Annotated in this window: 17 protein-coding genes and 2 pseudogenes; 9 read left to right on the top strand and 10 right to left on the bottom strand. The window is 70.1% G+C overall.

Translation table 11 applies throughout. From position 1 onward, the window contains the following. Nucleotides 1-45: 45 nt before the first annotated feature. The 3 genes from OG802_RS00345 to OG802_RS00335 all read left to right on the top strand — a co-directional run bounded on the left by OG802_RS00345 (nt 46) and on the right by OG802_RS00335 (nt 12,200). Nucleotides 46-7,491, top strand: a complete 7,446-nt coding sequence (locus OG802_RS00345) for an SDR family NAD(P)-dependent oxidoreductase (RefSeq protein WP_329406015.1) — start codon at nt 46-48, stop codon at nt 7,489-7,491. A 397-nt stretch (nt 7,492-7,888) separates the two neighbouring features. Next, nucleotides 7,889-10,147 (top strand): MMPL family transporter, encoded by a 2,259-nt coding sequence (locus tag OG802_RS00340; RefSeq protein ID WP_329406013.1) that lies wholly within the window; start codon nt 7,889-7,891, stop codon nt 10,145-10,147. Between the two features lie 409 nt (nt 10,148-10,556). Continuing rightward, complete coding sequence (locus OG802_RS00335) at nt 10,557-12,200, top strand: ABC transporter ATP-binding protein (RefSeq protein WP_329406011.1); 1,644 nt, start codon at nt 10,557-10,559, stop codon at nt 12,198-12,200. 965 nt (nt 12,201-13,165) lie between these two features. Here OG802_RS00335 and OG802_RS00330 read toward each other — a convergent pair. Beyond that, nucleotides 13,166-13,405, bottom strand: a complete 240-nt coding sequence (locus tag OG802_RS00330) for a hypothetical protein (protein ID WP_329406009.1) — start codon at nt 13,403-13,405, stop codon at nt 13,166-13,168. A gap of 278 nt (nt 13,406-13,683) precedes the next feature. On the opposite strand from OG802_RS00330, the gene OG802_RS00325 reads away from it, so the two are divergent. After that, nucleotides 13,684-14,697 (top strand): DNA polymerase Y family protein, encoded by a 1,014-nt coding sequence (locus OG802_RS00325; RefSeq protein ID WP_329406008.1) that lies wholly within the window; start codon nt 13,684-13,686, stop codon nt 14,695-14,697. A 51-nt stretch (nt 14,698-14,748) separates the two neighbouring features. Here OG802_RS00325 and OG802_RS00320 read toward each other — a convergent pair whose 3' ends face one another. The 3 genes from OG802_RS00320 to OG802_RS00310 all read right to left on the bottom strand — a co-directional run bounded on the left by OG802_RS00320 (nt 14,749) and on the right by OG802_RS00310 (nt 16,543). Further along, on the bottom strand, nt 14,749-15,225 hold the full coding sequence (locus OG802_RS00320) for an ATP-binding protein (protein ID WP_329406006.1): 477 nt from the start codon (nt 15,223-15,225) through the stop codon (nt 14,749-14,751). Nucleotides 15,226-15,751: 526 nt separating this feature from the next. Continuing rightward, a complete protein-coding gene (locus OG802_RS00315) occupies nt 15,752-16,117 on the bottom strand; it encodes an STAS domain-containing protein (RefSeq protein WP_329406004.1) in 366 nt (121 codons plus the stop codon). Between the two features lie 117 nt (nt 16,118-16,234). Continuing rightward, nucleotides 16,235-16,543, bottom strand: a complete 309-nt coding sequence (locus tag OG802_RS00310) for a DUF5133 domain-containing protein (RefSeq protein ID WP_329406003.1) — start codon at nt 16,541-16,543, stop codon at nt 16,235-16,237. A 394-nt stretch (nt 16,544-16,937) separates the two neighbouring features. On the opposite strand from OG802_RS00310, the gene OG802_RS00305 reads away from it, so the two are divergent. Further along, a complete protein-coding gene (locus OG802_RS00305; protein ID WP_329406001.1) occupies nt 16,938-17,309 on the top strand; it encodes a hypothetical protein in 372 nt (123 codons plus the stop codon). A 227-nt stretch (nt 17,310-17,536) separates the two neighbouring features. On the opposite strand, the gene OG802_RS00300 is transcribed toward OG802_RS00305, so the two are convergent. Together OG802_RS00300 and OG802_RS00295 are read right to left on the bottom strand one after the other, a co-directional pair. Beyond that, nucleotides 17,537-17,788 (bottom strand): hypothetical protein, encoded by a 252-nt coding sequence (locus OG802_RS00300; protein ID WP_329405999.1) that lies wholly within the window; start codon nt 17,786-17,788, stop codon nt 17,537-17,539. A gap of 203 nt (nt 17,789-17,991) precedes the next feature. Continuing rightward, on the bottom strand, nt 17,992-18,453 hold the full coding sequence (locus OG802_RS00295; protein ID WP_329405997.1) for a hypothetical protein: 462 nt from the start codon (nt 18,451-18,453) through the stop codon (nt 17,992-17,994). Nucleotides 18,454-18,708: 255 nt separating this feature from the next. Here OG802_RS00295 and OG802_RS00290 point away from each other — a divergent pair, with 255 nt between their 5' ends. Next, nucleotides 18,709-19,761 carry a hypothetical protein gene (locus OG802_RS00290; protein ID WP_329405996.1) on the top strand — a complete coding sequence of 351 codons (1,053 nt, stop codon included), beginning with the start codon at nt 18,709-18,711 and terminating at the stop codon, nt 19,759-19,761. 348 nt (nt 19,762-20,109) lie between these two features. Here the strand turns inward: OG802_RS00290 and OG802_RS00285 are convergent. Together OG802_RS00285 and OG802_RS00280 are read right to left on the bottom strand one after the other, a co-directional pair. Beyond that, nucleotides 20,110-20,357, bottom strand: a pseudogene (locus OG802_RS00285) (alpha/beta fold hydrolase); the annotation flags it as partial. A 260-nt stretch (nt 20,358-20,617) separates the two neighbouring features. Further along, the gene (locus OG802_RS00280; RefSeq protein WP_329405994.1) at nt 20,618-21,394 is read right to left on the bottom strand and encodes an AraC family transcriptional regulator; all 777 of its coding nucleotides are present in this window, start codon (nt 21,392-21,394) and stop codon (nt 20,618-20,620) included. A gap of 92 nt (nt 21,395-21,486) precedes the next feature. Here OG802_RS00280 and OG802_RS00275 point away from each other — a divergent pair, with 92 nt between their 5' ends. Then, entirely contained in the window at nt 21,487-22,302 is an 816-nt protein-coding gene (locus OG802_RS00275; protein WP_329405993.1) for a sulfite exporter TauE/SafE family protein, read from the top strand. 42 nt (nt 22,303-22,344) lie between these two features. Here OG802_RS00275 and OG802_RS00270 read toward each other — a convergent pair. After that, nucleotides 22,345-22,488, bottom strand: a pseudogene (locus tag OG802_RS00270) (DUF6192 family protein); the annotation flags it as partial. A gap of 158 nt (nt 22,489-22,646) precedes the next feature. Between OG802_RS00270 and OG802_RS00265 the strand changes: the two are divergent. Further along, a complete protein-coding gene (locus OG802_RS00265) occupies nt 22,647-23,021 on the top strand; it encodes a helix-turn-helix domain-containing protein (protein ID WP_329405991.1) in 375 nt (124 codons plus the stop codon). 503 nt (nt 23,022-23,524) lie between these two features. On the opposite strand, the gene OG802_RS00260 is transcribed toward OG802_RS00265, so the two are convergent. Beyond that, nucleotides 23,525-24,004 carry a MarR family winged helix-turn-helix transcriptional regulator gene (locus OG802_RS00260; RefSeq protein WP_329405990.1) on the bottom strand — a complete coding sequence of 160 codons (480 nt, stop codon included), beginning with the start codon at nt 24,002-24,004 and terminating at the stop codon, nt 23,525-23,527. Between the two features lie 105 nt (nt 24,005-24,109). On the opposite strand from OG802_RS00260, the gene OG802_RS00255 reads away from it, so the two are divergent. After that, nucleotides 24,110-24,991: an NmrA/HSCARG family protein gene (locus OG802_RS00255; RefSeq protein WP_329405989.1), complete on the top strand. Its 882-nt coding sequence runs from the start codon at nt 24,110-24,112 to the stop codon at nt 24,989-24,991. Nucleotides 24,992-25,032 lie beyond the last annotated feature (41 nt).

The raw sequence follows: 25,032 nt of genomic DNA, 5'->3' as shown, positions 1-25,032 counted from the left end.
TCTCTTCGTCGTGTCCGCTTGCCAGTCTGGAGCTGTCCGTTGTCCGTGCCTGTTTCCCTGCTCTCCGACGACGCTGTTGCGGTGGTCGGTGCCGCCTGTCGTCTCCCCGGTGACATCCATGGCCTCGATGACCTGTGGGGCGTTCTCGCCACCGGTCGGGACGTGGTGGGCGAAGTGCCACCGGATCGTTTCCTGGCTGAGGACTTCGTTGACGCAAGCAGGCGCCGACCGGGTTGGTCGTACACGGCTGCCGGTGGCTTCCTGCGGGACATCACCGGTTTCGACGCCTCGTTCTTCACCGGAATTTCTCCCCGGGAAGCATCCCAAATGGACCCGCAGCAGCGGCTGCTCCTGGAGCTGGCCGTCGAGGCGCTGGACGACGCCGGTATCGACTGGGGACGGTTGGAGGGCTCGGACACGGCCGTGTTCGTAGGCTGTTCCAGCCGTGACTACGGCGACCTGCAGGCGTGCGCGCCCGAGTCCGGCAACGCTTACAGCGTCTCTGGGGTGGCCGGGGCCATCGCCGCCAACCGGCTGTCGCACTGCTTCGACTGGCACGGCCAGAGCGTCACCGTGGACACGGCGTGTTCATCGGCGTTGACCGCGCTGCACCAAGCGTGCGAGGAGGTCCGCTCGGGTCGCGCACGGATGGCCGTGGCCGGCGGTGCCAACGTATTGATCAACCCGCGGCTGTTCGCCGGGTTCTCTGCCGCGTCGATGCTGTCACCGACCGGTCGGTGTCGGCCGTTCTCGGCCCGTGCCGACGGTTTCGTACGGGCCGAGGGCGGCGGCCTGGTGCTGCTGAAGCGGCTGTCCGACGCTCGGGCCGACGGCGACCGCATCCACGGGGTGATCGTTGCCACCGGCGTCAACAATGACGGTCGCACTCCCGGACTGGCCCTGCCCAGCAGCGCGGCACAGCAGGCGTTGCTGACCCGCCTCTACGAGGGCGCCGGCCTGGTGGCGGACGACGTGGCGTATCTGGAGGCGCACGGAACGGGCACGCAGGTGGGAGATCCTCTGGAGTGTGAGGCGATCGGGCGGGCGCTCGGCGTGGGGCGCAGCCGGGGCCCGCTGCCGGTCGGCTCGGTCAAGAGCAACATCGGACACATGGAAGCCGCCTCCGGTATGGCGGGTCTGCTGAAGGCACTGCTGGTGCTGAAGCACCGGCAGATCCCGGCGACGCTGCATGCCGAGGAACTCAATCAGAAGATCGACTTCGAGCAGTTGGGGCTGCGGCCCGTTACACGGACGGAGCCTTTGGGGGCGGTGGGGCTGGCGCTGGCGGGGGTGAACTCCTTCGGGTTCGGTGGCGCCAACGCCCACGCGGTGCTGGCCGGAGCCGACCTTGTCGGGCTGGCCAGGACACCGACCGATGCTCATCTGGGGGGTCCGCTGCCGGTGGTGGTCTCCGCACGCACCGCAGCCGCTTTGAAGGACGCTGCCGAAGCGCTGGGCCAGCACTTGCAGTTCACGGCGGCCGAGGGCTTTTACGATCTCGCCTATACCTCGGCTGTGCGACGCCGACGGCACGAGCACCGAGCCGGTGTGGTGGCCCAGACTCCGCAAGAGGCCGCTGAGGCGTTGTTGCGGCTGGCCGCTGGGGAGGACGACAGCCCCGCCGCGGTGACGATGGGCGGTCAGCACGGTGGGACGGCGTTCGTCTTCAGCGGCAATGGATCACAGTGGGCCGGTATGGGAGCCGATCTGCTGGAACGGGAGCCGGTCTTCGCCGCCGCGGTCCGGGCGGTCGATGCCGAGCTATACCCGCAGCTGGGTTGGTCGGTGGTCGAGGAGATGGCCGCCGGGTGCCCCCGCCTTGCCCGCACGGAGGTGGCCCAGCCTCTGCTGTTCGCCGTACAGCTGGGCGTGGTGCGGCTTCTGGCAGAGCACGGCGTCCAGCCGGACACAGTGGTCGGTCACAGCGTCGGCGAGATCGCCGCAGCGCATGTCAGCGGCAGCCTGAGTCTGGCTCAGGCATGCCAGGTGGTCGCCGTCCGCAGCAAGGCCCAGGGCGCGACCGCCGGCAACGGTCGTATGGCGGCCGTGGGCCTGAGCCGGGAAGAAGCCGTCAAGGAGCTGGCCAGCCACCACGGGCGGCTGGAGGTGGCCGGCGTCAACAGCGACCGTGACGTGACCATCGCCGGACGCCCCGACGCGCTGGCCGAGCTCGGACGGCAACTGGAAGCCAGGGAAGTCTTCTTCCGCGAACTGGATCTGGACTACGCCTTCCACAGCAGCGCCATGGACGGCATCCGCGGCGAGGTGACCGACGCCCTGGCCTCGTTGCGGCCGGCTCAGCACCGCACCCGGTTCGCCTCCACCGTCACCGGTGGCCTGCTGGACGGCACACACCTGGATGCCGCGTACTGGTGGCGCAACGTCCGCATGCCGGTTCTGTTCGCCGACGCCGTGCGAGCGCTGACCGAGGCGGGCTGCACCCGATTCGTGGAAATCGGTCCGCACGCGGTGCTGGCCGCCTATCTGCGGCGCCTTGCCCCCGACGGCACAGTGGTGCCGTCAATGCGCCGCGGTCAGGACGGCCCCTCGGCGGTACGCCGGGCGGCCGCCACACTGCTCGCTGCGGATGCCACCCCCAGCGCCCGTTGCTTTCCCCGACCGGGCAGGGTGGTCTCTCTGCCAGGCTACAGCTGGCAACATGAGCGCCATTACCACGGCAGCGCCGACTCGTGGGCGTCCGTGCCGCAGGACAAGGCGCTGGCGCACCCCCTGCTGGGACGCCGGGCCGCCGTCGCGGAGCCGGCCTGGCACCAGACGGTCAGCGACCGGCGGCTGCCCTGGCTGGCCGATCACCAAGTCGACGGCACGGTCGTCATGCCCGCCACCGCATATGCGGAAGCGGCTCTCGCAGCCGGCCGCCAGACCTGGGGAGCGGCCTGTGAGGTGACCGACCTCGACATCGTCCGCCCCCTGACACTGCCCCGCCCGGAAGACCCCACCGAAGTTGCCGTGCAGACCTCCCTGTCCCTGGAGGACGGCATCGTCTGCTTCGCGTCCCGCACGGGATCCGCAGGAGAGTGGACGCTGCACGCGCGGGCCCGGGTACGGCGAATGATCTCGCCCCCGCCTGCCCTCGAGAACAGCGGCACCTGCCCCCCGCATGGCGCACTGACGATCGAAGCGTCCGTCCACTACGCGCACACGGACCGGGCCGGGCTGGCATACGGACCGTCCTTCCAAGTACTGACCGGCCTGTGGCTGGGCGAAGGGGAAGCCGGATCGCAATACCGGCTGCCCGAGAACCTGGCGGGAGCCTGCGCAGGCTACGAGGCGCATCCCGTCATCCTCGACGGTGCGCTGCAGACGGCTGCGCCGTTGCTCGCGCAGGCCGCAGACGCCCGGATGTTCCTGCCCATCGGTTTCGAAAGCCTGCGTGTCTGGCAGCCTCCCCGGGCCACGGGACGGATCCATGTGCGTCTGCGTCACCTCTCCGGCGCTGATGCACTTGTCGACGTCACCGTGACGGGTCCGGACGGTGAGATCGCCGCACGACTGACCGGATGCCGCCTGCGCGCGGTCAGTACCGGCACGTCGAGTTCCCTGCAGGAGCTGGCCACCGTACTGCGGGCCTCTCCCTGGCCCGGCCCACAAGGGGCAGATGCCGTGGCGCTGCCCGCACCGGCCGGCCTCGCCGCCGCTACGGCCGCGGAGCGAGTCCTACTGGAACAGGACCAGGTCGACGACTATCCCCTCTTCGCCCGTCTGTCCAAGAAGGCCGCCAGTCACTGGGCCACGGCGGCCTTCGCCACGCTCACCGGCGGAGCACAGGAGTTCAGCTGCTCCGAGCTCGTAGCCACCCACCAGGTCCGCCCGCACTTCCTGGCCTATACACGGCTCATGGCCGAGATGGCCGCACACCACGGGTTGCTGGAAGAGGTATCCGGCGAGGTGCGGGAAACGGGGAACGAGCGCTGGCGGTTCACCGGTGTCCCGGCCGATCCGTGCGCACAGACGCGGGTGTTGGCTGACCGCTGCCCTCAGTGGATCACCGCTATCGCCCTTCACGCCCGCTTCCACACGCATCTGATCGAGGTCCTGACCGGCGCGACCGATATCAGGGAGCTGGTGTTCAACGAGGCCGACCGCCGCCTCGCCGAAGCGTTTTACGGTGATACTCCCCAGATGCGGCTATACGCCCGCTTCGCGGGTAGCCTGCTTCAGTACATCAGCGCCCAGTGGCCCACCGGCCGCCCGTTGAGGGTTCTGGAGGTGGGCGCGGGGACGGGAAGCCTCGCTGCGGCTCTCCTGCCCGCCCTCCCTCCGCACCTGGCCCGATATACGTTCAGCGACATCTCGGCGTCGTTCTTCCCGCGCGCGCAGAGCCGCTTCCGCGGGTTCGACTTCGTCGACTACCGCGTGCTCGACCTGAACGAGGAACCCGCCGAGCAGGGTTTCGAACCGGGCAGCTATGACCTGGTGGTGGCGTCCAACGTGCTGCACGCCACCGCTGACCTGCGAGCGACGCTACGCCGTCTGGCCTCGCTGCTCGATCAGGGTGGGCAGCTGCTGGCCATCGAGAGTCATGACGAGGAGATGATCGCGCCCTACTTCGGGCTGCTGGAGGAGTACTGGTCCTGTGCCGACAGCGACCTGCGTACGAGTCCCCTCCTGCCGCGCGAGGAGTGGGGGCCCTTGCTGCGCCGGTGCGGCTTCGACAGCGTTGCGACCATCGGCAGCGCCTGCCCCGAGTCCGCCGCCGATTACTCCCTGCTCCTGGCCCGCCGCAACTCCGAGACGGCGGCGTGCCCTTCCCCCGCAGCGGAGCCGGCCGCCGCCTTGCCACGGGACGGCTGGAGCATCGTCGTCACGCGGGCATCGAACGGGGAGCCGGCCAGGGCCCTGGCCGAGGCGCTGGCCGAGGCGGGGGCCCGTCAAGTGGCGATCGTCACGTCGGCCGACGACCCGTGGACAGAGGCCGACACTCTCACGCTGAGCTCACGCGTCGTGCTGCTCGCCGACGACCTCGGCGGACCCCCGTCCGAGGCGGTCACCCGGACCGGCGGTCTGCTGAAGAACATCGCCGCGGCATGCGCGAACTCGACAAGCGAAGGGGCCGAGGTATGGGTGGTCACCGGTGCCACCGGGCTGTTCCCGGAACCGGAGGAGTCCGGCCAAGCCGCCTGCGCCGCAGTGTGGGGAATCGCCCGGACCCTCGCCAACGAGCATCCCTCGTTGGCGATCCGACGTGTCGCTCTCGTCCCGTCGGGTGACCGGCGAACGGACAGCGCCCGACTCGCAGCCGAGCTCACGCCCGCCCCCGGCGAGGAGGACGAGATCGTGCTCGGGCCGCGGGGACGCTTCGTGCCGCGGCTGCGGCCCCTCTCGGCCCCCAGCCGTATCGCCGGCGCTGGCGACCACTACCGGCTGCGGCTGCACCGGCCGGGCCGCGGACACCGGCTGTCCTGGACGTCTGTGGAACCGCAGACGCCGGGAGCCGGTGAAGTGGTGATCCAAGTGCGGGCAGCCGCACTGAACTACCGCGACGTGATGCTCGCCGAAGGCATGCTGCCGCCCGGCGCGGAACCCGTCACGGAGTCTGGGCCTCAGCTGGGCCTGGAATGCGCCGGCGACGTCGTCGCCGTGGGCGCGGGCGTGACCGCTCTGGCGGTCGGTGACCGGATCTTCGCCTTCGGGCACGGCACGCTGGCCTCCCACGTGCGGGTGCGCACCGAACAGGCCGGCCGCATCCCCGACGGCATGTCCTACAACGAGGCCGCCACCCTGGCCGCCGTCCACCTCACCGTGCAGCACAGCCTTGAGACCTGCGCGCGCCTGGCAGCAGGAGAGACCGTGCTGGTGCACGGCGGCGCCGGCGGCATCGGGCTGGCCGCTCTCCAGTGCGCCCGGCGGGCAGGTGCCACAGTCATCGCCACCGCCGGGAGCCCCGCCAAACGTGATCTGCTGAGGATGCTGGGCGCCGCCCACGTCTTCGACTCTCGCAGTCTGTCCTTCGCCGACGACGTCCGCACCGTCACCGAAGGGCGAGGCGTGGACGTCGTGCTGAACTCCCTGGCCGGGGAAGCCATGACCCGCAGCCTCGAGTGCCTGAGGCCGGGCGGTCGGTTCATCGAACTCGGCAAGCGCGACATCTACGCCAACCAGCCGCTGCTGCTGCGCCCCTTCCGCAACAACCTGGCGTACTTCGCGGTCGACATCACCCGCCTCATCTCCGACTCGCCCGCAGAGGCCGCGGCTGCCTTCCGCACCGTCGCCGAACGGGTCGCCGAAGGCATCTACCGGCCGCTGCCCCACCAGTGCTACCCCGCGCCCCAGATCGGTGAGGCCCTGTCGGCCCTGCGCCACTCCCGCCACATGGGCAAGGTGGTCGTCAGTTTCTCCCCCGGCACTCCCGTCCACGTCGAGGAAGGCGGCAGCGCCAAGCCCTTGGCCGAGGAGGGCACCTACTTGATCACCGGTGGACTCAGCGGGCTAGGGGCCGCCACCGCCCGGCACCTGGCGGCGCGCGGCGCACGTCACCTGGCCCTCGTCGGTCGTCGCGGTACCGCTTCCCCGGAGGCGACCGCTCTCCTGGCAGACCTCGAACGCCAGGGCGTATCGGCCGTCGTGCATGCGGCCGATGTCACCGACGCGGCCGGCATGGAACGCATCGTCCAGCAGGCTGAGCATCTCGGACATCCGGTCCGTGGCGTCGTCCATGCGGCCATGCACCTGGACGACGCGCCGTTGGAGGAACTCACCGCGGAGCGCTTCCGCAGCGTGCTGGCGCCCAAGGTATGCGGAGGTGAGATCCTCAGCCGGCTGACGGAGAACTCCGACCTGGACTTCTTCGTCGTCTACTCCTCGATCACCGCCCACGTCGGCAACATGCACCAGGCCCCCTACGCGGCGGCCAACCTGCACCTGGAGGCCCTCGTACGCGACCGCCGTCGACGCGGATTGCCCGGCCTCGCCCTGGCCTGGGGCGGCATCAGCGACACCGGCTACGTGGCCCGTACCCAGATTGCCGACACCATCACCCGATCCGGGCTGGGACTCATCAAGCCCCAGACGGCCCTGTCCGCCCTCGACCGGCACCTGCACCGCGACACCGTCACGGCAGCGATCGGTGTCATGGACTGGGACCGCCTCGCCCAACTCCTGCCCGACCTGAACGGGCCGCGCTTCAGCGGCCGGCTGTCGGACACCGCCGACCGCTCTGCCCGCACCGCGGCCGAGGAGCTACGCAAGCGCCTGTCGGCAGCAGTCGACGATCAGGCACGCCTGGCCGTCATCACGGAAACGTTGATCGGCGCGGCGGCACACATCCTGCAGACCGCTCCGGAACGGATCAACCCCGCCGCCAACCTCGCCGACCTCGGCCTCGACTCACTCATGGGGGTCGAACTGAAACTGCTCGTGCAGCAGACGTTCGGCTGCGACCTGGCCCTGATGGAGCTCATGGCCGCAGGCACCGTCAACGGACTGGCCCAGCGTCTCCACCAGAACCTGCGCCCCACCCCGCAACGGTAGACGCCATACCGGTTGCCGCCCGGAAGGCCCGCGTCACTTCCGGACGGTCACCCGTCGCAGGACGGCCACCCGGTGCGGGGTACGGGATCGGCCGCCCATCGCTTCCGATGCACGACCTGAGGCTCCACGGACGGGCCGGTGCACCGGGAGCCGCCACCGGCCCTTGATCAGGCCACGTGGCCACCGCAGGCGGAGCGGCTTTCCTCCCCCGATCGATGCTAAGGAGATTCGTCATGTTGATGCCCAGCAGGGAAACCATGGCCCGCGGTGGTGTGTGCACAACCGCACGGTTGCGATCAGCCCGGGCGCCGAGGCCGACGGCTCGATCGAGCAACCGTGGCCGGTACGTCCGCGTTGTCGTCTCGGACGGTTTCGTCATGGCAAGTACGGTCCCTGCGTGCTGACCGATGCCGTGGGTGTGCTGGCACGCTGGTCGTTCCGGCATCGCCGGTCGGTACTGAGTCTGGCGGCTTTGCTGATCGTGGCGTGCGCCGCAGTGGGCTTGAGCGCCGGAGTCCGCTGGTCCAATGGGGGCTACGCCGCCGAGGACACGGCGGCTGAGCGGGCGGAGCACATGGCACAGAAGTTCGGTGCCGGTACAGCGGACCTGGTGTTGTACGCCCGACCGGGGAGGGCGGTCGACTCCCGTGACGTTGCGGCGCAAGGCCGTCAGGTGACGGAACTGGCCCAGCGGTCTCCCGGAGTCCGATCGGCACTCTCGTACTGGACCACCGGGCTCGAGGCTCTGCGCTCGGCGGACGGCAGGGGCGCCCTCCTGCGGATCGACCTGAAGGGAGATGAGTCGCAGGAAGCCAGGACGGCCGGCACTCTGGTGCCCGCCCTGCGTGCGGCGGTCCCCCGCTTGGCACTGTCGGCCACCGGGCGGAGCTGGATCAACGTGCAGGGCACGGCTCAGGCGGAGCATGACTTGCTTCGTTCCGAGTTGCTGGCCCTGCCGTTCATCACGGCTGTGCTCGTCCTGGTTTTCGGATCCTTCGGCGCCACATTGGTGCCCGTACTGATCGGTGGACTGGCCGTGACCGGGTCGCTCGCGGTTCTGGCCGCCGGCAGCCGGCTCCTGCCCGTGTCGGTCTTCGCAGCCAACCTGAGCTTCGCACTCGGCTTCGGACTGGCCGTGGACTACGGCCTGTTCACGCTGTCCCGGTACCGCGAAGAGCGGGCCCGGGGGCTCGGGGGCGAGGCCGCGGTCGTCCAAGCCATGTGCACGGCCGGCCGTTCGGTGATGTTCTGTGCGCTCACCATGGTCTGGTGCATGGCGGCCCTGCTCGTCTTCCCGCTGGGCCTGGTCCGTTCGTTGGCCCTCACCTCGATCATCGTCGTCGTGTCCTGCGCGATCACCACCCTGGTCGTGCTTCCCGCTCTGCTCGCAGCGCTCGGCGACCGCCTGGAACGGTTCGACCCTTTCCGCGGTCTGCCCTGGCGGCGGTCGCCGCTGGAGGCATCGGTCAGCCCGACTTGGCGCCGCATCGCCAAGGCGGTGACCAGACGGCCGCTGCTGTGGGCGAGCATGGGAGCGGTGACGCTCCTGACCCTGGCCCTGCCGGCCATCTGGTTGCGGCCGGCGCTGATGGACGAATCCATCCTGCCGGCCCGGGCGGAGGCACACGCTGTCGCCGACGACGTCCGCGCGGACTTCCCGAACCCCCCTGAGCGGCAACTGACCGTCGTTCTGCCGAAGACCGATCCTGCGGCGCGCTCGGCGGCCCTGGACGCCTATGCCCGGCGCCTGGCTGGACTGCCGGGCCAAGCCGGGGTGAGCACTCTGGCAGGTGACTATGCCACGGGGCGGCTCGTCAAGACTCGGCAGTCCGACCTGCAACCAGGGACCGGAACGTTGCTCGTGGTGTTTGCGGCAGGGCCGCCCCAGTCCGCGTCCACGGTCGCTCTGGTCGACGCACTGCGTGCCACGCCAGCGCCCGGACCGGCCTACGTCGCGGGGGTCGCCGCCCAACTCGCCGACACCACGGCGCAGATCCGCACCGCGCTGCCCTGGTGGGCGGGACTGATGCTGGGGGGCACCCTCGTCGGCCTGCTCGCGTTCACCAGGAGTCCGGTCTTGGCGGTAAAGGCAGCAGTCCTCGGTGGTTTGAGTCTCACCGCCGCTCTCGGTCTAATGGTCCTGCTCTTCCAGGATCTGCGTCTCAGCGGACCGCCGGCCGGCGGAGGCGAGCCGTCGTTGGAGATCACCATGCCACTGTTGGCGAGCGCGCTCGCCTTCGGTCTCTGCGTGGACTACGAGGTCTTCCTCATCGCCCGGATGGCCGAGGAATGGCAGCGCACCGGCGAGAACACCAGCTCCATCGTGTTCGGGATCGAGCGCACGGGCAGACTGTTCACCGCCGCCGCCCTGGTCGTTGCCGTCAGTATGGGAGCACTGATTCTTTCCCGGGTCACCCTCCTGGTGGTGCTCGGCGCGACCATGGCGGCGGTCGTCGTCCTGGACGCCACCGTGGTCCGCGGCATCCTCGTTCCCGCCGCCATGCAGCTGGCCGGACGGGCCAACTGGTGGTCACCCACACTGCGCCGCGGCGCAGCGGCAACGGTGAGTGCGGCAACGGTGAGTCTGGAAGGCATCGATCAGCACCGTGCGGACGAGACCTGCGAGGCGGGTCGGCGCGCGGCCCGACAGCAGTGAGGACCTGGATCCGCAGGCGACTTCCACCCCGACATCGCACTACAGCTGTGGAGCGAGGAACTGACCCTGGACGTCCATGGGTTGCCACACAGACCCACAGCAGAAGGCTGTTGCGGCGCACGTACTTCCGCACGGCCCTGTACGGGATGAGACAGCACTATGGGGCCAACGATGTTCGGCGGGAGCCCTGATGCCCGCGGTACGCGCGCATCCAGCCGGGGATCCGGGAGCACGTCCGGGCGAAGGGGTCACTGACCGCGGCAGGCGGCGGTCCAGGGGAACTCCGCACGGCGGCCGCCTCATGGTCCGCGGCGCAGCGACGACAGACGTCCCGCCACCCCGGCCGGTTGCCGCCTCGGGCGTCCGAGCCAGTCTGCCGCTGGCCGAGCTGACGCGGGGCAGCCGGGGGATGCTCTTCCTCGCCGCGGCCTCGGCATGGTTCTCGACGGGGGCGGGGCTGGCTCTGCCCTGGGCGATCACGGGCACGATCGTCGCCCTCACCCGCCATGGGCCGGTCGCAGGACCGGTGCTCTGGCTCAGTGCCCTGGCCCTGGCCGCTGCGGGGTGCCAGGCGGGAAGCGGCTGGCTGCTCGCCCGGGCCGGCGAGGATCTCGTGCTGCGACTACGACGCCGGATCATCGACCATGTGATGCGGCTGCCAGTGGCTGCGCTCGAGGCACAGGGAGCCGGTGACATCAGCGCCCGTATCACGTCCGACTGCTCCCTCGTACGCGCCTGGGCGGAGGCCGCACTGGTCCACCTCCCCGTGGCGGCGCTCGGTACGGCCGTCACCCTCACGGCCATGGCCTGTCTCGACCCTGCCCTGACCGTGCTCACCCTGGGCGCCTTCGCCACCGCGGGAGTGCCACTGGCAGGCGTCATCGCGCGAACTCGGCGGGCGGCCGACGCCCAGCAATCCGCCCTCGCAGACCTCGGGCAGCGGTTGTTCGCCACCCTGGCCGCATTCACAGCCATCAAGGCGTACCGTCACGAGCCCATGGCGGTCGCACGGCTCGGACACACCGCAGCCCGCCTGAGCACCGCCACGACTACCACCGCACGCCTTCAGTCGCTGATGGGTCCCCTGGTGACCCTGGGGCAGCAGGTGGCCGTGGTCGCCGTCACCGTCTTCGCGGCCCAGCGAATCACCGCCAACGAACTGCCGAGTGCCACCTTCAGCGCCTTCTTCTTCCTCCTGCTGTACCTCACTTCGCCGATCACCGTTGCCGTGCTCGGTGTCGGACAGCTCCGGGCAGGACGGGCCGCCCGGGCCCGCCTCACGTTTCTGCTCGGGCTCCTGACCGAACCCGCCGAACCACCGCACAGCCTCGTCGGTCCCGTAATCGCGACAGGTCAGGAGGCCGTGAGCTTCCAGAACGTCAGCTTCACCTACCCAGGGGCGACGCCCACGTTCCAGGACCTGTCCTTCACCATTCCCACCACCGGCCTGACGGCTCTCACCGGGCCTTCCGGAGCCGGGAAATCCACGGTCTTCGCCCTGATCAGCCGCTTCGCCGAAGTCGACGAAGGGTGCCTCCGGATCCTGGGACAAGACATCGATGCCTGGCCGCTTCAAGATCTTCGCCGTCACATCGCCTACGTCGACCAGCACGCCAGTGTGCTGGAGGGCACGATCCGGGAGAACCTGCAGATGGGCCGGGACCACCCGATCCCTGAGCAGCACCTGTGGGAGGCGTTGGAAACAGTGGGACTGCACGAAGCTGTTCGGCGACTTCCCCGGACACTCGACACGCGCCTGGGCCGCGGCCGGGATCTGTCCGGGGGCCAGCGCCAACGCCTCGTGCTGGCTCGCGCCCTGCTGAGCGACGCCCTCCTCTTCCTGCTGGACGAGCCGACGTCCCAGCTGGACGATGCCGCCGAACAGCGAGTAATGAGCACCCTGAACCATCTCGCCGAGACACGTGCGGTGGTCATGGCCACCCACCGCCTCTCGTCAGTGCGCCACGCTCATCACACCGTTTTCATCACCCCTCACACACCCGACGACACGAACCCGTCGGCTCCTCTTCCGATCGGCGAAGACGTCCGCTGAAGCGGGGCGGTGAGCCGACCACGCGGGCGGCCGCTGGGGCCAGCAGCTGCCCGCCGACGACCTGCGCTTCTGGCCTGCGATCGTCGTTTCGCTCGCCGAGTTCAGCTTATGGGCCGAGATGAGCGCTGGCGGTGCAGTCGTCGGGACCGCTCATGGGGCTTCTGGCAGGTGCTGGGACGTGTTGCCCCCGGTGAGCGCCTGTGCGCCGGGCACGCCCTCTCCACGGACACGCACCGGGCGGCGCACGGTCGGACGCATGGGGACTACAAGGGATACGTGCCCAGGGCGCGGGGACGGCACGGACTGCCCGAAGGGGGAGGACGAGGTCCTGGTCGACGGGGTCCGGTGCGAAGATTGCCTGCACTACTGGGAGCTGGATGCGACTGCGCCGGAGCGTCGGCTGGTGACGGATGACGGGCTGACCCGACCGACCGGCGCCCCGTGGGAAGCCAGGCCGGGAACAGCGGCGTAGTCCTCAGGCCGTCCCCACCCGCTCCGCGCCACCTCGTACGCGGCGCGGACGAGATGGCCTGGAGCGTGACCGTCGAGCCCGTCGGTGCCGTCGGAAGATGTCGACGAATGAGAGGGAACCCGCGTTGCCTGGGAGCGTGGTGGACGCGCATGTTGCGGACGAAGTCACCGCCCGCCTCCGCGTGTGCGGTGTTCGATAGCTGTGCGACCGCGAGCTCCTCGGTCACCCCATGGCTCGCCTGCTGAGAGGTGGAGATGAGCCCGGTCGCGCGTCGTCACCTGGCTGACAGTGTCGGTCGGTGCGGGAGGAATTGATGTGCGACGACTCGCCCTTCACTTGGCGGTGGGGAACCGAGGCGGAAGAACGAGTCGCCTGGCATGAGGTGATGACATGGCTGGCAGGTCAGGCGTCGCCCGCGTGTGCGCGTGAGGCCAGCACCGCGGCAGAGCGTGCGGCGACCAGCACGCTCCGTTCGCCCGTCGTCAGCGGGGGCTCAGAAGTCGATGCAGACCGGGCCCTCGTTGACGTTGATCAGACCGTGCTGGTCCACGAAGGAGTTGCAGGAGACGGTGCTCTGGCCTTCGCCGTCGCCGTCGTCGTCCGCGCTGCCGGTGGTGTGGGTGCCGGCGTCTGCAGAGCCGAAGTGGATGCACACGGGGCCCTGATTGACGTTGATCAGGCCCTCCTGAGCGGTGAAGTCGTTGCATCGCGCGTCCAGCACCTGCTGGACCATGTCTTCTCCGGAGCCGTCACCGGCCGATGCCACGCCGGAACCAGCCAGAACCGCGGCGGCAGCCAGCGCAGTGGCCGCAACAGCCATACGTATACCCATCATGGTCTCTCTCCAGACTGTGGGGGACATCAACAGTGATCACTTCAGCAACGTCTGGAGCCAGCCGCACGCTGAGCTGCGCCATCCGGGCATTCACCCGGCCGGTGGAGATCCCGAAGTTGCGGGCCTCCTGTTCGTTCACCTGCGGCCCGCCTGCCGGTGACCGCACCGTCCGGCCGGTGCGCCCGGCCTCGCCCAGCGGCGGCGTTGCATGTGCGCTGCCGGACCGGCTGCCGGAGGAGACCTACCGGCAGGTCGTGGAGGAGATGGCGGAGCTGTCCCCGGTGGTGCAGGCTCTGCCCCCGACCGCGGCCCTGATGGAGCTCAAGGGCGCCCTGCGTTATCACCGTGCCGACGCCCGGCAGCTGGGGGAGATGCTGCGGGTGCGGACCCTGTCCCGCGTCGGCGTCGACATCCGCATCGGCATCGGACCCACCGTCGCCGCCACCTCCTCCACCCGGATCAATGCGCCGGGCGGCGTCCTCGCCGTCGCCCGAGACCAGGCCGCCGACTGGCTGGGCGCGCTGCCGGTGAACGCCCTGCACGGCATCGGACCCCGCCAGGCCGCAAGATTGCACGACTACGGCATCCACACCGTCGGCTTGCTCGCCGCCATCCCCACCGAGGCGGTGCAGCGCCTGCTGGGCGGCCGGGCCGGGCGCACCGCGGCCGACCGCGCCCGCGGCATCCACCCTCGCCCCGTCGTCCCCCGCGCCTTGCCCGCCGCCGCGACCGTGCGCCAGGTCTTCCCGCGGCATCTCGTGGACGGCGCCGACGTCCGCGGCGCCCTCCTCGACCTCGTCGTCCAGCTCGCACACCTGCTGCGCCGACGTGGTCAGGCCGCCCGCGGCGTGACGCTGACCCTGAAGTTCGCCGGCGGGGCTACGTGGGAGAAGAGCCGCCGCCTTCCGGAGCCGTCCGGACACGACGACGACCTGCGCGCCCTGGCCTACCGGCTGATGGACGCCGCGGGCCTGCGACGCGGCCGCCCGGCCGCACTTGCATTGAAAGGGGAGGACCTGGTCGGCGTCGACCAGGTCGCCCAGCAGATCAGCCTCGACGGCACCCGGGAAGCCCGGCTGGTGGCCGGAGCGGCCATCGAGCGTCCGCGACAAATTCGGACCCCAAGTCATCGGCCCGGCCACCGTCTTCCGGAGTGCCTCATGAGCCCCCGCGGCGACCGCCTTTGCTGAAGAGTGGACGAAGGGCCGTGCCCCGAATCATGGGGGTCTGGCGGCGTGTGGTTAGAGGATCTGGTGGCCGGTGACGTCTCCTGCGGGGTCGTCGGCGAGGGTGATGGCTGCGGTGATGCGTTTGCCGACGGGTTCGCGTTGGACGGTGAAGCGCTGGGAGACGGCCATGACGATCTCCAAGCCGTGCTGGCCGATCCGGGCGGGGTCGGCCGCCAGGATCGCGGGCAGGGTGGGGCTGCTGTCCCACACGCTGATCTGGGCGGTGCCCTCGACGATTTCCAGGTCGAGCAGGCAGGGTCCGGGCGCGTATTTGCGGGCGTTGGTGATCAGCTCGCTGACCGCCAGCTGGACCATGCCCATGGCCCGTTTGGACACGGGCAGGCCGTGGACGGCCTGTACGGAGGTGAGGAAATCGCGGGCGGTGTCGCGGGCGGCACCGATCTCTTCCCTGCCCTCGAACGCGGCCAAGACCATGATCGGACGCTCGAGGACGGGCTCCTGGCCCTCGTCCTGCCCAGCCAGGTCCATAAATCCGCCTCATGTCCAAATGCGCTGGAGTACCCGATCCCGTTACCCCCAAGCCAGCGAATAATTCGACCATGGCGGCCAGCCGCCCGGCGCTACGGTCGGCCTTCGCCCGGACGCCACTCGTCTCACGCATGTCCGAGTCTGAGAGCCGCGCGTCCGCATGATCGGCGTGAGAGAAATCGGGTGGCACGGTCTGGGCTTTCGCGGGCCGGCGCCTGGCATGCCAGGCGCATCGGCTGATCTCACTCGGCAGGTCCGTTCTGTCCTGGTTCAGTCCGGTTTCCACGTGGTGAGCGACGCGGGCGGCGACGTTCAGGGCTTGCGGGTGACGCAGACGGACGCCGGGGTTTCGGTCAGCTGGACCGCCTCGGGCGGATCACCTGGCCTGCCCGTGAACAAGCCGGCCATGCTCCGGGCGGCGACCGTATGCGGGCGATAGTGCAGGCGGCAGCGTCGGGGGCTGCTGACCCAGCAGGGCCTGGCCGTCGACGAAACGCCGACGGCGAGGCCCTGAGCGTGCAGAAGGTCAGGCCTCGAGGGCGTGTTCGACGTCGGGATGGCAGTCGATGAGGCTGTCGATGCCGACCATCGCGATCAGAGCCAGGATTGGGTTCGGGGCGCCGGCGATGCGCAGCCACCCGCCAGCCCCGCTCACGCGGTGGTAGGCGGAGATGAAGACGTTGATCCCGCTGGAGTCCAAGAACGTCACGCCGCTCAAATCCACGACGATCCGAGGCGGCAGGGCGGCGTCCGGGGACAACAGCGCCCCGCCGAAGTCGTTCACGACGTCATCATCGATCTCGCCGCGCACAGTCGCGACCACGATGCCGTCGACCACCTCGGACTCGACGGAGAACCGGCCCGGCCGCTTCTGCTGGTGAATGCCGCTCACCGTCCTCAACCCCGGCTGGAGCAGGCCGACGGATGCATGTGCAAATGGTGGTACTCCACCACGGCGCGTCGCACGCGCTGAAGCCCTCGCCCGATCGCCGCTCGCAGCCGAACGGGATTAGTTGTCATAGTGCAAGCGTAGTGGGGCCTGTGCTGCACGAACAACACGAGTCGGCAGCAGCGTGCGAAGCGGGCTCCGGGCACGCATCAGTGACGCAGGGCCTGCTCGCGTCGCATCGGCCGGCTGGTGATGGGCTATGCAGAGCGCGGTGTCCAGCTGGCGGGTGCCGGTGACCGCACACGGCGTGTACGACGCGTCCTCGAGTCGGCGCCTCATCTCAGGGCTGCCACCGGACACCAGGCGCCGCCTGAGGGTCTCGCAGCGCTTGACGAGCTCCCGCAGGAGCCGAGGATCAGTCCTCCGCATGACGGATCGCCAGAGGTCGAGGTGGGGGCGACGCGGGCGTGCGGCACCAGCGGCCGGCAGCCGAGTGAGTCCAGGAGAGGCCGGCCGCCGCACCGAGCGGTCAGACGCTGGGGTGTGCAGCCATCCTGAGTTTCCAGCCGCTGCCGGTGCAGCGGTTTTGCAGCCAGCCCCCGTGCTCGGGGCTGCCCGTGCCCGAGAACGGCGCCGCCCCCCTGCGCTGATGTGGACCATTCGAGGAGATCCATCGAGGGACCGCCCAACTGGCTTCTTATGGGACGAAACGATCTTGACGGCCCGTCGGTCGTCCTGATGGGCTGGCTCAGCCGATCGGGGGACGGCATGTCCGCGCTTCCGGGTTGGCGCATGCATCTGACCAGCTCTCCAGGAGTAGCGCATGAAGAAAGTTGTCCATCTCGCCCTCGCGGCGCTGACCACGGTCTCGCTCGTCGGGCTGGCCTCCCCATCGGCGGACGCCGCCACCAGCTGGCACTGCAGCGGCCAGCTGACCAAGCGGTGCATCAGCCACAGTGGAACCAAGGTCACGGTCAAGTTCTCGAACACGACCGCCAGGTCCGCCAAAGGCCAGTTCGGTGTAACGTGCGTCGGCTCCGGCGGCCAGGACGCGAAGGTCCTCAAGGACGGCACGATCCCCGGCTACGACACCTTCTCCAAGTCGTACCAGTGCCCGAAGGGCTTCCGTGACCACGCCACTGGCTGGCAGATGAGCAACGGCAAGGTCTACCGCACACCGGCCGTCAAACTCTAGGCAAGTCGCGCAGGAGGCGGGCACCGCCCAGAGTGCCCGCCTCATCCGGAGCGCACAACGCGCCCGTCCGTCGCGGTCAGGTCAGCCCGCTGGCGATGCCCGGCGGACTATCGGTTCGGTCTTTCATGGGCGAAGGGTGCATGCCATGATTTTTCGTCCGGTGGTGATGCAGACCAGGAGATCACGTCCGGCCTCGGGTGCCGCGAACCGCCGTGCAGGTGGGGCGATCACCGTGTGGAGGCGTCACTGCGGGGGAGCGGGCCGATATCGCTGCGGCGGCCGGTGCGGAGTGCGGCGTGGGTCTGTCCCGGGCCGCGTCGGTTCTTGGCGGCGAGCGCGTCGGCGACGGCGCCGGTGGTGAAGGCGTACACGGCCTCGTGCAGGAGGTCGACGACGAGTTCGCCGCGCGGCCAGATGGCCGGCGGGGCCCCGATGCCGGTCGCGTTCTCCAGGATCTGGTCTGGTCGTTGGTGAGGCACACGACGGTGAACTCGGCCGAAGCGAGCGGTCCGCGCAGGCCAGCCTGGGACATGAGCGAGCGCAGGACGCCGAGCAGGGCGGCCTGACCGAAGTGCATGGCCCAGTTGGCAGGCAGCGGCTGTGGGCCCGGGCGCTCGGGCAGCCCGGTCAGGCGCTGGAGGATCCGCGCGGGCACTTGGGAGTCGGGCCGGCCCGTGACGGCCTACTCGATCTTCTCGCCCGTGCCGACGGTAACCTTCACCACGTCCTGGCCTTCAGTGTGCACCAGGTTCGCGCATTCGCTCTGCGTCGGCGGCTTCTGATCAGCCTTGACCAACACCATCGTGACGTTCGCGAAGCGGGCGGTGCCGTCCGACAGCGTCGCAGACAACGAGATGTCCCCGCCGACCGCCTCGGCTTGGCTGGGTGGGTTCGAGTCCAACTCGGAGTATCCCTGTAGCCGTACGGTGCCGTGATAGAACACGGCTGTTGTGGCGTCTGAGGAAGCCGGCGGTGCGGGATGCCCCTGATCCGCGCCTTTGTCCTGTTGAGGCTCGTCGCTGGCGGCGGTCACCGTCGCTGTGACGGTGACCGTAGGTTGTGCCGCGCTGGTCGGGGACCTCAAGCCCGTGGCCGGAAGGCCGAAGAAGCCGGCAACGATGCCGAGTACGGCGACGACCGCCATGACCACCGCTGCCCAATCCTGCACCCTGGCCGGGCGCGGCTCGGGTGGCGGCTCCGGGATCGGTGGTGGTCAAGGTGTGCTCATGCGCTCCCCCGGGACACTGAGATGGGCCCCGGCCTGGCCTGCGCCCCGGCTGCCGCAGCCTGCGGTGGCCGAGGGCAGGTCGGCACCGGCAGACGGCCAGGGAAGCGGTGTGGTGTCAGTTGACGTGAATCGGTAGGCCCATTGTCAGATGCTGCTGGCAGCATCAACGCTGTGAACGCGATATTTACCACTCCGCCGCGGCCGTTCGACGTCACCGCGCTCTTCCCTCAACTGGCCCCGCTGGCACGCACGGCGACCCGGCTGCACCCGCGGCCGGGGGCGCCGGCCGTGCACGACAGCTCTGTCGGCGGCCCGCTCCTGTGGCCCGCCGACGAGCCGTGGCCACACTGCGAAGAACCGCACGACAGTGAAGCGGCAGACGAGATGCACTCTGCTGACGAGATCCGGCTCCTGCGTCGCATCCGTGCAGCAGCGGCCGAGCGGCGGCTCCGCGACCCCCAGGCAGCCGCGATCACGCCCGAGGAACGGGAGATCGAGCAGCGGCTCCGCGAGGGCCACCCGTGGTTCGACGGCCCGATTCCCATGATTCCCGTGGCCCAGCTCTACGCCCGCGACGTCCCTCTCCCCGTCAGCCCTCCCGGAGCCGACCTTCTGCAGGTCCTGTGGTGCCCTTCCGACCATGCGGAGTTCGCACACCCGCGAACCGCCCTCTTCTGGCGTTCCTCCGCCTCGGTCACCGACGTCCTCGATGCTCCGCCCGAGCCACCCGTGATCCAGTTCGACTGGTACCTCCCAGAGCCCTGCCTGCTCGCACCGGAACAGGTCACCGACTACCCCAGCCCCACGGAGCTGAGCCAGGAACTGCAACAGCAGCTGGGCGACGTGAACCGGTGGGAGACAGCCGGATTCGCATGGGACAGCACCGGCGCGCTGGACCCGCAGGAGTACTACTTCCGCAACCTGTGCCACGCCCCCGGGTGGAAGACCGGCGGCTGGACCCGCTGGGGCCTCACCGACCCCGTGCCCCGCCCGTGCCCCGAATGCGGCACCGAAACGACCCCGCTCCTCACCATCGCGTCCTCGGAATGGGATTCCGGCAGCAAGAGCTGGATGCCCGACGAGGAACGGACGAACCCGACCCCGCTCCTCATCGGCACCCCACCCTCGAACTTCACTCTCCTCGACATCGCCGGCGCATACAGCCTGCAACTCCACGCCTGCCCGGCGTCCCCGGAGCATCCGCACATCGAACTGGTCCAGTGAGCCCTCGCGGAAGTCCTCCGTGCCGACGCGTACGCCGCCATCGGCACCGTGGTCGACTGTTCAGTCAGCAGCCTTGGCCGACTATCAGATGATCTGAACAGGCCCTGGGGTGGAGAGAAACGGCCAGGACGTCCCGCAGCGGGCCGGCGGGGCCAGCACCCCCGCCTTCTTCCCCTGGGGTGGAGAGAAACGGCCAGGACGTCCCGCAGCGGGCCGGCGGGGCCAGCACCCCCGCCTTCTTCCCGGGTGGGGCGTCATGGCGGGGGAGTCGGCGGTTCGGCCGGCTGCTGTGCCTGCGCTGGGGGATCCGGTGGTGGGGGAGTGGTGGCCTGCCGGGTGCGGGCGATGTGGGTAGAGGCGCCGCAGCAGCCGGTCGTCCCACCGGGCAGGCGATCCGCCGGCATGCGAGGGACCAGTCGGGCGGCCCAGCGGTATGGCGCTGCCCGGAGCCCGCGGGTGGAGGCGCTGGCTCCCGCGAGGATCAGCCCGCGCAGTTGTTCCGGACGGCGCCGCGCGAACTCGAGCGAGGCGTATCCGCCGAGCGAGTGCCCGACGACCAGAGCCGGCCCGCGGTCAAGCGAGTCCACCGAGGAAGCGGGACGGGTGCCCGTGATCGAACTTGCGTAGGTGGCGACGAAGGCGCCCTGACCATGGTCCGGGGGTGCCGCGTTGAGCCCCGACCACGGTGGGTCAGCTTGGGGCAGGAGTGACGGCGCAGGTCCACGAGGCGAGCCCCCAGACGGAAGAACATCGGCACGGCCAGTACTCGCAAGAACCGGCGCCCGTCTCACCGTGGCTGTCACAGCGGATCCAACTGGCGGCGAGTGCCTGCCTGGTGGGGTGGTGGTCAGGCCCGCTATCCGACCTGTCGGGCGGGCCGGTAGGCACTCGGCGGGCGGCCCAGCAGGGTGCGGAAGGCGGTGGTGAACGCCGCCGGGCTGTCGTAGCCGAGGCCCGCTGCGACATGGGTGACCGGCGCACCGGCGGCCAGGTGTCGCAGGGAGTGCACGATGCAGGCCCGTTGCCGCCACTGCGCGAAGTTCAGCCCGGTGGCGCTGCGGAACTTCCGGCCGAGGGTGCGTTCGCTGACGCCCAGGGCGGCGGCCCAGCGGGCGGGCGGATCGTGGACGTCGGGGTGGCGCAGGAACGCGTCGCACAGCTGCCGAAGAGCCGGGTCGGTGGGCAGCGGGATGTCCAGGGGCAGGGGCGCCAGGTCAGCCAGTTCGTGCAGGAGCAGGTCGACCAGGGCCGCGTCGCGGCCGTGCTGCGGATAGCGCGGCTTCATGTCGACGGCTGCCTGCAGGAGTTCGCGCAGCAGCGCGGAGACTTCGACGACCCGGCAGCGGGTGGGGAACCACGGCACGGCGGCCGGCTCGATGTAGAGGCTGCGGGTACTGACCCCGGGCATGGAGACCTGGTGCTGGGTCCCGGCCGGGATCAGCACCGCACGATCGGGGGGCACCGTCCACGTGCCCTCCGCCGTCGCCAGCTCCATGACGCCGGTCTCGGCGTACAACACCTGGACCCGGCGGTGCTGGTGGTACGGCAGCAGGTGGCCGGGCGGGTAGTCGGTGCCGATGGCCAGGACGTCACGGTCGAAGGCGTCGACCTCGTCGATGCGGACGTTGCGCACACCGACAGATTAGGGCCTGACCGCGCTGTCGGATACTCGAAGGAAGTTGGCGTTCATGCGATTGCCGGTCATACGGTCAGGTCCGTAGCGTCGTGGAAGTGCCGACCTCATACCTGCTTCTTCTTCTGTTCGGATGTCTGACCGGGATGACCACAGTGTTCTTCGGATTCGGCGGCGGCTTCGTCACCGTCCCCGTCGTCTACGGCTTCTGGAACGTCACGGGGCACTCCGACGCCGGCGCGATGCACGTCGCGGTGGCGACGTCGTCCGCGGTCATGGTCGTCAACTCGGCCCTTGCCGCACTGGCGCAGTGGCGCCAGGGCCGGATCCGCCGGGAATACGTCTGGCCGCTGGTCGCGTTCGTTCTGGCCGGCGCGGTGGCAGGGTCGTTGGCGGCGACCCGGATCGGCGACAGCGCACTGCGCGTACTGTTCGCCGCGTATCTGCTCGTGACGATCGCCGACAGCTTGCTGCGCAAGGGCTTCCTGTCCGTGCCGCGGACCCGCGAGCCGCGCCCGCTGAGCCACCCGGCCAAGACGCTGGGCGGGATCGCGATCGGCTCGGTCGCCGCCTGCCTGGGCGTGGGCGGCAGCGTCATGACCGTGCCTCTGCTGCGCCGCCGAGGCCTGCCGATGGCCGAGGCGACAGCGATGGCCAACCCGCTCAGCGTGCCCGTCGCCGTGGTCGGCGCCGTCGTCTACGCCCTCGCCGCCCCCGCCCTGCACGCCCAGGGCGGGCGCATTGGCTACATCGACCTGCCCGCCTGCGCCGCGCTGCTCGGCGGTTCGCTGCCCACCATCGCCCTGGCTCGACGCGCTACTGCCTGCGTCCCGGACCGGGTGCACTCCGTCGCCTACGTCACCCTGCTGGTGACCGTCCTGCTCGTCCTGCTCGTCATGGGGGCGTGAACGGCGGGTTGAAGGTCGCCATGTCCTCCCCTGCGCGACGACTGCAGGACGCCGCAGCAGGTCACCGGTGCCGGTGGCGGCGACCTCCTCGTCCTGGGCGAGGGTGTGCATCGCGCTGCCCTTCTCCTGCGGAGTGACGGGCTTGGTGACCTGGCGGCCGACCCGGCGGTTGGCCTCGTCCGGCGTCCACCGCGATAGCGTGAGACGGCATGACTGTGCTGATCATCGGGTGCACCGGCTTCCTGGGCGCTGAGCTGGTACGCCGAGCGGCAGCCGCAGGCCGGCCCGGCCGCCGCGTTCCATTCCCGCCCCGGCGGCCACGACGGGGCGTCACCACTCGCCCGATGCTGACCCAGCGCGAAGCCGCCGACGCGTGCGGTGCGAGTCGTACGACTATCCGGCGCCGCCGTGAGGCCGGCGAACTGCCCGGAGTCGTGCTGGACGATGAACGCGGCTGGCTCATCCCCGTGGAGGACCTGCTCGCAGGCTTCCGGCTGAGCGCTTCCGCGCCTCCGGACCAGGCAGGCCCCGAAGAGGCCCCGGCCGGGGCCGGGCAGACGGACGTCCCCGGTGACGCGGCCGAGCTGCGCGCCGAACTTGAGCGCCTGCGGCACGAACACGAGCTGGCGCTCACCCAGGAGCAGCACGTCCGCGCCCTGGCCGAGGCGGAGGTGCGGCACCTCAAGGAGCCTGGCGGAACGCGCGGGGCACATCGCTGATCTCCAGCGCGCTCTCGCCGCGCTCGCCTTCGCACCGGGAACGGGCGGCGATTCCCCAGCCTGCTCCCGCCATGGACCTGGCCGTCTCTGGCCCCCGCCGTGGTGCTGGCCGCGTCGGAGACGGCAGCCACTGGCCCAGGCCATGACCAGGAGCACGGCGAGCGGCGGCGATGGTGGTCCCGCCGCGGCTGACCTGCGTCGGCGACATCTCTTGCGGCATCTGTTGCGCCTTCTCTTGCGCGAGTGCTCCGGAGTGGGTCCCATTCCCGCTGGTCACCCCACGTAGTCCAGCGTGGTCGGGAGCCTGGCACCTCCCTCGGTGCACAGCGCCTTTGGAGGTTGCCATGCCCAACACCCCGCCCCGTGACCGCGGTGAACCCCCATCTGTGACTGAGTGCTTCACCTGGCGAGTGGGCGCCCGTGGTGGGGATGAGCGTTTCAGTCGGCGGGCGGCGCGAGGTCATGTGCTCCCCGATGATTCAGAGGGGGTGCCGCCATGGGATTCAGTCCGGCTTCGGCAGGGATCGCAGGTGTCGCATCTGGGCGTGGCTGAGTTCGTACGCCCCTCGCATATGGCGGGCGATCACCTCTAGCTCGTCCTCGCCGTGCCCGTCGAGCAGCGACTGCCACGCCGGACCGAGGTCGTCCCACACCGCGGTGACGCGGGCGATGCGATCGGGTACCGGCGTGACCACCACCCGGCGTCGATCCTGCCGGTCGGGCGTGCGGACCACATAGCCGCCGCGCTCCAGTCTGTCGACCAGCCGGGTGGCCGACCCCGTGGTCAGCCCCGTCATCTCGGCGATCTGCTTCACCGTACGCGGCCCGGGGTCGGCCGTCAGCAGGCTCAGGCACTGCACGTCGGTCGGGTGCAGCCCGAGATGATCAGCGACGGCCTGGTTGAACAGCACATACGCCGCCAGGTAGCGGCGCGACGCCATCGACAGCTCCTCGCTCAGCCGGGCCCGCCGTGAGTCCGCCAACTGGATCACACTCCAAATCGCTGCGCGGTGCAGCAGTATGCCTGTAGCATCCACTGCGCGACACAGTTAATGTGTCGCGCGTCGATACTACCTGCTGGGGGAACCATGATCACCGTCGCCGTCACCGGAGCCACCGGAGCCCAGGGCGGAGCCACCGCCCGCGCCCTGCTGGCCGCAGGTCACCGGGTGCGCGCGCTCACCCGCCGCCCCCACTCGCCCGCCGCCGACGTCCTGCGCGACCTCGGAGCCCGCGTGCACCACGCCGACTTCGACGACCGCACCTCCCTCGACGTCGCTCTCTCCGGGGCGGACTCCCTGTTCGCGGTCACCACGCCGTTCGGGACCGACACCAGCACCGAAACACGGCAGGGCAAGGCCCTGATCGACGCCGCGACAGCGGCCCACCTGGGGCACATCGTCCTCACCACCGCCGCCCACGCCGACCGCGGCACCGCGGTCCCGCACTATGAGAGCAAGTACCTGGTCGAGCGATACCTCCACACATCCGACGTGCCCTGGACCGTGATCGCGCCGGCGGCATTCATGGACAACTACGGCAGCGGCTGGACCCTCGACGGGCTTCGCGACAACACTTTCGCCTGGCCCATGCCTGCCGACCGGCCACTCGCGCTCATCCCCGCCGCCGACATCGGCGCGTTCGCGGCGCTGGCCCTCCAACGCCGCGACCAGTTCGCCGGCCGTCGGATCGACATCGCCTCCGACGAGTGCACCCCCGGCCAGATCGCCGAGATCCTCGCGGCAGCCACCGACCGGCCGATCGCCCATCGAGAGGTCCCGCTGGCCCATGTCCGCGCCCGGTCCGCCGACCTGGCCGCCATGTTCGAGTACTTCACCACCGTCGGTCTCGACGTCGACGTAGCCGGACTGCGACGCGACTTCCCCGAGGTCGCCTGGCACAGCTTCGCCGACTGGGCCGCCGGCCAGGACTGGCCCGCAGCCCTCGCCCCTGCCCCGGGACCTCGATGAGACCCTGCCCCACGCACACAACCGCCCTTGCGTCTGAAGGA

It is taken from the genome of Streptomyces sp. NBC_00704, from assembly GCF_036226605.1.
In the GTDB taxonomy this organism is placed as follows: domain Bacteria; phylum Actinomycetota; class Actinomycetes; order Streptomycetales; family Streptomycetaceae; genus Streptomyces.
This window is presented reverse-complemented; position numbering and strand designations above follow the sequence as displayed.